Origin of the sequence: Gluconacetobacter sp., from assembly GCF_047721585.1 — a bacterium.
Classification (GTDB): Bacteria; Pseudomonadota; Alphaproteobacteria; order Acetobacterales; family Acetobacteraceae; genus Gluconacetobacter; species Gluconacetobacter dulcium.
In genome coordinates, this window is record NZ_JBDNXE010000011.1 from 1 (window position 1) to 6,321 (window position 6,321).

Genomic DNA, 6,321 nt, shown 5'->3' on the forward strand with positions numbered 1-6,321 from the left:
CAAGATGGAAGGCGAGGAACCGGCCAACTTCCTCGATGTCGGCGGCGGCGCCTCGCGCGAGCGGGTAGCGGCGGCGTTCCGCATCGTGCTGTCCGACCAGAAGGTGCGCGGCATCCTGGTGAACATCTTCGGCGGCATCATGCGCTGCGACATCATCGCCGAGGCCATCGTCGCCGCCTCGCGCGAAACGGGCCTGCGCGTGCCCCTCGTGGTTCGCCTTGCCGGCACGAATGTCGAACGCGGCGAGGAAATCCTGTCCCACTCCGGCCTGAAGATCATCCCCGCCAGTGACCTGGGCGACGCGGCGCGCAAGATCGTCGCCGCCGTGCGCGCGGAAGGAGTCGCCTGATGTCCATCCTCGTCCATAGCGATACCCGCGTCATCACCCAGGGCTTCACCGGCGCCCAGGGCACCTTCCACTCCGAACAGGCCCTGGCCTACGGCACCAAACTGGTCGGCGGCGTCACCCCCGGCCGTGGCGGCGAAACCCATCTCGGCCTGCCGGTCTTCGACACGGTCGCCCAGGCGTGCGCGGCCACGCGGGTCGATGCCAGCGTCATCTACGTGCCGCCCGCCGGCGCGGCCGATGCGATCCTCGAGGCCATCGCCGCCGGCGTGCCCCTGATCGTCTGCATCACCGAGGGCATTCCGGTGCTGGACATGGTGCGCGTGCAGCAGGTGCTGCACCGGTCGGACAGCCTGCTGATCGGCCCCAACTGCCCCGGCATCATCACGCCGGGCGAATGCAAGATCGGCATCATGCCCGGCGCGATCCACCGTCCCGGCAAGGTCGGCATCGTCTCGCGCTCCGGCACCCTGACCTACGAGGCCGTGGCCCAGACCACCGCGGTCGGACTGGGGCAGAGCACCTGCGTCGGCATCGGCGGCGACCCGGTCAAGGGCATGGATTTCACCGATGTGCTGGAACGCTTCATCGCCGACCCCGATACCGACTCGATCATCATGATCGGCGAGATCGGCGGCACCTCGGAAATCGACGGCGCCACCCTGATCCGCGACAGCGGGACGAAGAAGCCGGTCGTGGGCTTCATCGCTGGCGCCACCGCCCCGCCGGGCCGCCGCATGGGCCATGCCGGCGCCGTCATCACCGGCGGGCACGAGACGGCGGCCGCCAAGATCGAAGCCCTGCGCGACGCCGGAATCCACATCTCCACCAGCCCCGCCCTGCTGGGCCAGACACTGCTCGACGTCCTGTCAGGCAGTTTCTAACACCCCACCCGGTCCGCCCCACCCAAGGGGCGGACCGATCACACCTGCCAGCGGCCGATCCGCCCGTCTGCGGAAAAATACCGAAAAATCGCCTCCAACTGGCCATCCAGCATGGCCCGTCCCGGATGGATCGCCGCCCCCGCCCAGGGGCCGCATGCAGGATCGGCGTCATCTCCGGGGTCATGATCACCTCGACCGCCAGAACGCCCGGTCCGACCCGTTCCGGGCCGAAAGGCAACGGATCGTCCGCACGCAGGCCAAGCAAGGTCGCATTGACGACCAGATCATGCCCGCCGACATCCCGCTCATGGAGCGCCAGCAGCCGCTCTCGCGAGCGATTGATCAGCATCAGCCGCGCAGGCCCCCGCTCGGCCAGCGCCACCGCGATCGCACTGGCCGCCCCACCCGCCCCGACGATGCAGATCCGTCGCCCGGCCACCGAATGCCCGGCGGCGGCCAGACCCGCGACAAAACCCTCGCCATCCAGCATGTCACCCGCAAACGCATCCTCGCCAACCCGGCGCAGCACATTGACCGCCCCCGCCAGTCTGGCACGGGGCGTCAGATCCCGGCACAATTCCAGGACGGCCATATCACCCCTCCGGATAATCCTCACGCCAGGGACATCAGATATCCCGACACCGCTCCGGCTCTCGGCAAAGCCGGCGATATTTCCGATAATCGGCCTGATGCCGAAACAGGAACAGCACATAATAATCGCGATAATGACGCTTGTTGCGCGCGACCTTTTCATAAAACGGAAAAACGTCGCAGGGTCCTTCGAACCCCTCCACCGCCGCCCCATCGGCGATCACGCACCGCACCTGAAAAAGCGGACCATACAAGGCACTGTCCGAGCTGTTGATCCGGCACACATGATACAGATCCTTCCGAAAATCCTTGAGACGTTCGGGAAGAAGAAAAATCATGTCCTTTTCGATGAATCTCTGCACACCATCCGGCCGGCGCAGGTAGCGCATGTCGTCCGGCATGTCGGCGTGGAAGGCGAAATCTCGTACAATCATATCCCGGCCCGACCTACCAGACGGATGACATTTAATCAAAACACGATGAATATAAATCCGGAGGCAGAAGCCACATGCCCCCATTTCCTTGACGCACCACCACACGCCTTATATTCATAAAACGATGATTTAATGCACATGAGGACGCACCCGCATGCAGCAGAATGAAACGGCGGCCACGGCCGCCCTCGCGGAGCACGGCGTGCCCTTCAGCGTCCATCGCTACGACTAACCCGGCAGGCGCGCTGATCGGCATGCAGGCAGCCACCGCCATGGGCGAGGACCCGGCATGCGTCTTCAAAACCCTGATGGTGCGGGTCGATCGCGAAAAACCCGTCTGCCTGATCGTTCCCGCCGCCGGCAAGGTCAACCTCAAGGCCGTTGCCGCCCTGTTCGACGGCCGCAATGCCCGGATGATCCCGGCCGAAGAGGCCGAGGCCCTGACCGGCTTTCAGGTTGGGGGCATCAGCCCGTTCGGCCAGAGAACATCGGTACCGATCGTGATCGACGAAACAGCGTCCGGCAAGGAGCATATCGACATCAATGCCGGGGAGCGGGGCCTGGTCGTAAAGATCACGCCGGAAGACGCACGCGTGGCCGCCAACGCCATCCTGGCACCGATTCTATCGTCTTAAGCTCCAGCGGAACATCACGCAGCGTCCTGATGCAACAGCCTGGCTGCGCTCCCCATCAAAGCCTGATTGAAAACGCGCGTCGGGTCGCCGCCGGCCCACATTTTCATTCAGGCTCTCAGGCCGCCGCCAGCACCATCGGCAACACGTCCGACACCAGCCGCCGGGAAAGCTCGGCCTCGTCCCGCTTCGAAAGCCCCTTCAGCCGCATCATCAGCAGCGGCAGCATGACGGCCCCCATCACCATCATCAGCGTCAGTTCGGGCGACCCGTCATGCCGCAGCAATCCATCCTCACGCGCCTCCTGCAACAGGGGCAGCATGGCCTCCTGGTAGGGTTCCCAGATTTCACGCAGGATATAATCCTGCCGCTCACCGGGCAGGCTCAGTTCGTCGGAGAGAAATTTCGCCAGTTCGGGAATATCGCAATTGGCGGTGATGAAGCGCGTCAGCCCTTCCCTTACCCGCTCCTCGGTCGAGCTCGAGCCACCATGCAGTTCCTCGATCGAATGACGCGCCGCAGCCAGACGCAGCGCAATCTCGTCCACCACCGCTTTCCACAGCGCGAATTTCGACCCGAACTGATGGGAAATCAGCGCGGGATCGACCCCCGCCTCCGCCGCGATCTCCCGCAATCCCGCTCCGTCATACCCCTTGCGCGAGAAACAATGCAGGGCCGCGCCCAGCATGGCGTCACGCGCCGCAGGTGTTCCCTTCGCCGGCCGCCCCCGGCGACGGCTGAGCGGAGTATGATGGATCGGCACCAGATCGTCCTTTTTCAGTGTCAAGTCCAAATCCTAGCACCGCCGGATCGGGTTTCCTATTCGTTCCCTGATGAAAAACCCGGCAAAGCGGCGGTCGGGCACGATTCACGCTGACGCCACAATGTCATCAACCGTGCCCGCAGGGCCGGCCGGCTGGCATAGAGATAAAGCCCCCGCATCGGCCGCGTCATCAGCACGCTGATCGCGTTCAGCATGATCTGTTCGCGCGCGCCCTCCGGGTCGGCAATCGCCCCTTTCCCGGCAAACGCGGCGCCATCCTCATAGCGCGCCGCATCGATGGTGATCCGATCCGTCGCCGCGTCATAATCGACGCTCGGGCCGAGAATGACCCCGGCATAATTCAGGTCGAACCCCTGCACGGTATAAACCGATCCCACTTCGTCAATGGTATCGGCCCGCTCCGCCCACGGCAGCCGCGCCTGCGGCAACGCCCGATCCCATCGCAGGTGAAAGCGCCCCTCGGTGATGAAATGATCATGTCCGTCGAGAACATAAGGATAATCATAAGTCGCCAGCATCCGGCACAGCCCAACCGCGTCCTCATGCCGGCGGATCAGCGCGTACATCGCCTGCGCATCGTCGAAGAGGCGGAAATCGAACGGCTGGGGCGCCGGCAGCGGCAGCAGTTCCCGCCGGCAGAACGCCTCGATCCAGCGCGGTACGTCATCATGGGCGTGCATGCGGAACTGGGTCGTCAGCCGCTCGAAGACGGCTGGCCGATCCTCCAGCAGCCGACGCAGCGACGCCTCATCCCAGAAACTCTTGAATTTCAGAACCTGCCGCGGATCGAAGACCATGACGACGACGCGGCTGGCCCGGATAATCTCCTCCAACTGATTGTCCTGAAGAAAACGATTATAGGCATCCCGGCGGCTCAACAGCAGATGCGCCTCGTCGACGAACACGATATCCGCCCCCTGCCCGCTCCTGTGCGCCTGGTTGATGAAGCTGGTCGGCCGCTCATAATCGCGTTTGCGCAGGATCGCGGAGCCCTCGGCAATCCGGCGGTACAGCTTGATCATCTCCGGGTGATTGACCAGAAACATCATGCTCCGGCCCGACAGGGCATCCCCGCTGCAACGCCCCGCCGCCTGCCGCAGCCTGGCGAACGCAGCATTCATGACGATGCTCTTGCCCGTGCCGGCAGCGCCCTCCAGCACCAGCACGCCGCCACGCCCCCCTGCATGCAGCCGGCAGAAATCCACGATCCGGCCCACCAGCCGCTCCTGTTCCTCCGTCAGTTCACGATCGGGCGAGAGTTTGAGCGCGGCACGATTGTCTGAAATAGGCATGTCGAGCGTGCAGTCCCTGCGTCTGAACCGCGCCCTCGGTCAAAAAGGGCGCCTCCGTATTGGCCATTTCCGATATTCAACGGTCAATGATTTTTAAATCCACACCCTCTCTCCTCTATCCCATGGCGCACCCCAACAAGCCCTGTCGGCGCGACATGGGTGACATCCCCCCCGCTTCTGTGGCACAGCGTTCTCCCTTATCGCCGACAATCCAGGAACCTGCCCGATGCCCGATGGTCTCATGCCGGCCGCATCGCCCGCTTTCGCCGATCCGTCCCTTCCGCCGGTCCGTACCGACTGGACGCGAGACGAAATCGCGGCGCTGATCGCCCTGCCCTTCCCCGAACTGCTGTTCCGGGCCCAGAGCGTGCATCGCGCCCGCTTCGACCCCACCGAGGTGCAGATCTCCACCCTGCTCTCGATCAAGACCGGCGGCTGCCCGGAAGACTGCGCCTACTGCCCGCAGAGCGCGATGCACGAGGATGGCGGCGTGAAGGCCAGCCGCCTGATGGCGGTGGACGCCGTGCTGAAGGAAGCCCGCGCCGCGCGCGATGCCGGGGCCGCCCGCTTCTGCATGGGCGCCGCCTGGCGCTCCCCCAAGGATCATGACCTCGAAACCGTCTGCGCGATGGTCGAGGGCGTGAAGGCCCTGGGGCTGGAAAGCTGCGTCACCCTGGGCATGCTCGATGCCCGCCAGGCCCAGCGCCTGCGCGATGCCGGGCTGGACTACTACAACCACAATCTCGACACGTCGCCCGAGCATTACGGCAACATCATCTCCACCCGCACCTATCAGGATCGGCTGGACACGCTGTCCAATGTTCGTGACGCCGGGATCAATGTCTGCTGCGGCGGCATCGTCGGCATGGGCGAGGACGAAAGCGACCGCGCCGGCCTCATCGCCAGCCTGGCCAGCCTGCCCAAACACCCCGAGAGCGTGCCGATCAACCTGCTGGTGCGCGTCGCCGGCACCCCGCTGGCCGAGGCCGAGGCGGTCGACCCGATCGATTTCGTGCGCATCATCGCCGCCGCCCGCATCGCCATGCCCGCCAGCCGCGTGCGCCTGGCCGCCGGCCGCGAGGACATGACGGACGAAGCCCAGACCCTGTGCTTCCTGGCCGGCGCCAACTCGATCTTCTACGGCGAAAAACTGCTCACCACCCCCAACCCCGAAGCCAGCCGCGACGCCCGCCTGCTGGCTCGCCTGGGCATGCATACGTCTCTGGTTCAGGCGTCCTGAACAGGCTGCCGGCCGCCGCCCATCCGCCGGCCCCCCCCCCCCGCCCGCTTTTATGCGTGCGGGCGGGGCCACCCAGGGCGCCATAAACCCCCAAGGCGGCTATTCTAAATGGGGAGTT

General features: G+C 65.1%; 6 protein-coding genes and 2 pseudogenes. 4 read left to right on the forward strand and 4 right to left on the reverse strand.

Annotated elements, in window-relative coordinates; all coding sequences use genetic code 11:
- Positions 1-349: pseudogene (sucC, locus tag ABF821_RS03900) on the forward strand (succinate--CoA ligase subunit beta); the annotation flags it as partial.
- A complete protein-coding gene (sucD, locus tag ABF821_RS03905; protein ID WP_182975046.1) occupies positions 349-1,230 on the forward strand; it encodes a succinate--CoA ligase subunit alpha in 882 nt (293 codons plus the stop codon). The pseudogene sucC and the gene sucD, both read left to right, overlap by 1 nt.
- Before the next feature lie 313 nt (positions 1,231-1,543).
- Here the strand turns inward: sucD and ABF821_RS03910 are convergent.
- Both ABF821_RS03910 and ABF821_RS03915 read right to left on the reverse strand, forming a co-directional pair.
- Positions 1,544-1,942 (reverse strand): annotated as a pseudogene (locus ABF821_RS03910) (hypothetical protein); the annotation flags it as partial.
- Positions 1,857-2,255: a hypothetical protein gene (locus ABF821_RS03915; protein WP_415529097.1), complete on the reverse strand. Its 399-nt coding sequence runs from the start codon at positions 2,253-2,255 to the stop codon at positions 1,857-1,859. The gene ABF821_RS03915 and the pseudogene ABF821_RS03910, both read right to left, overlap by 86 nt.
- 254 nt (positions 2,256-2,509) lie before the next feature.
- Between ABF821_RS03915 and ABF821_RS03920 the strand changes: the two genes are divergently transcribed.
- Positions 2,510-2,890 (forward strand): YbaK/EbsC family protein, encoded by a 381-nt coding sequence (locus ABF821_RS03920; RefSeq protein WP_415529098.1) that lies wholly within the window; start codon positions 2,510-2,512, stop codon positions 2,888-2,890.
- A 115-nt stretch (positions 2,891-3,005) separates the two neighbouring features.
- On the opposite strand, the gene ABF821_RS03925 is transcribed toward ABF821_RS03920, so the two are convergent.
- Together ABF821_RS03925 and ABF821_RS03930 are read right to left on the reverse strand one after the other, a co-directional pair.
- Positions 3,006-3,674, reverse strand: a complete 669-nt coding sequence (locus ABF821_RS03925) for a TetR/AcrR family transcriptional regulator (RefSeq protein WP_182975044.1) — start codon at positions 3,672-3,674, stop codon at positions 3,006-3,008.
- 32 nt (positions 3,675-3,706) lie between these two features.
- Positions 3,707-4,963, reverse strand: a complete 1,257-nt coding sequence (locus ABF821_RS03930; RefSeq protein WP_415529099.1) for a DUF2075 domain-containing protein — start codon at positions 4,961-4,963, stop codon at positions 3,707-3,709.
- 226 nt (positions 4,964-5,189) lie between these two features.
- Between ABF821_RS03930 and bioB the strand changes: the two genes are divergently transcribed.
- The gene (bioB, locus tag ABF821_RS03935; protein WP_114727124.1) at positions 5,190-6,203 is read left to right on the forward strand and encodes a biotin synthase BioB; all 1,014 of its coding nucleotides are present in this window, start codon (positions 5,190-5,192) and stop codon (positions 6,201-6,203) included.
- The last annotated feature ends 118 nt before the right edge of the window (positions 6,204-6,321 follow it).

Bases quoted from the DNA above. Each gene is read 5' to 3' on its own strand.
- sucD (WP_182975046.1), top strand. From the start codon at position 349: ATGTCCATCCTCGTCCATAGCGATACCCGCGTCATCACCCAGGGCTTC.
- ABF821_RS03915 (WP_415529097.1), bottom strand. From the start codon at position 2,255: ATGATTGTACGAGATTTCGCCTTCCACGCCGACATGCCGGACGACATG.
- ABF821_RS03920 (WP_415529098.1), top strand. From the start codon at position 2,510: ATGCAGGCAGCCACCGCCATGGGCGAGGACCCGGCATGCGTCTTCAAA.
- ABF821_RS03930 (WP_415529099.1), bottom strand. From the start codon at position 4,963: ATGCCTATTTCAGACAATCGTGCCGCGCTCAAACTCTCGCCCGATCGT.
- bioB (WP_114727124.1), top strand. From the start codon at position 5,190: ATGCCCGATGGTCTCATGCCGGCCGCATCGCCCGCTTTCGCCGATCCG.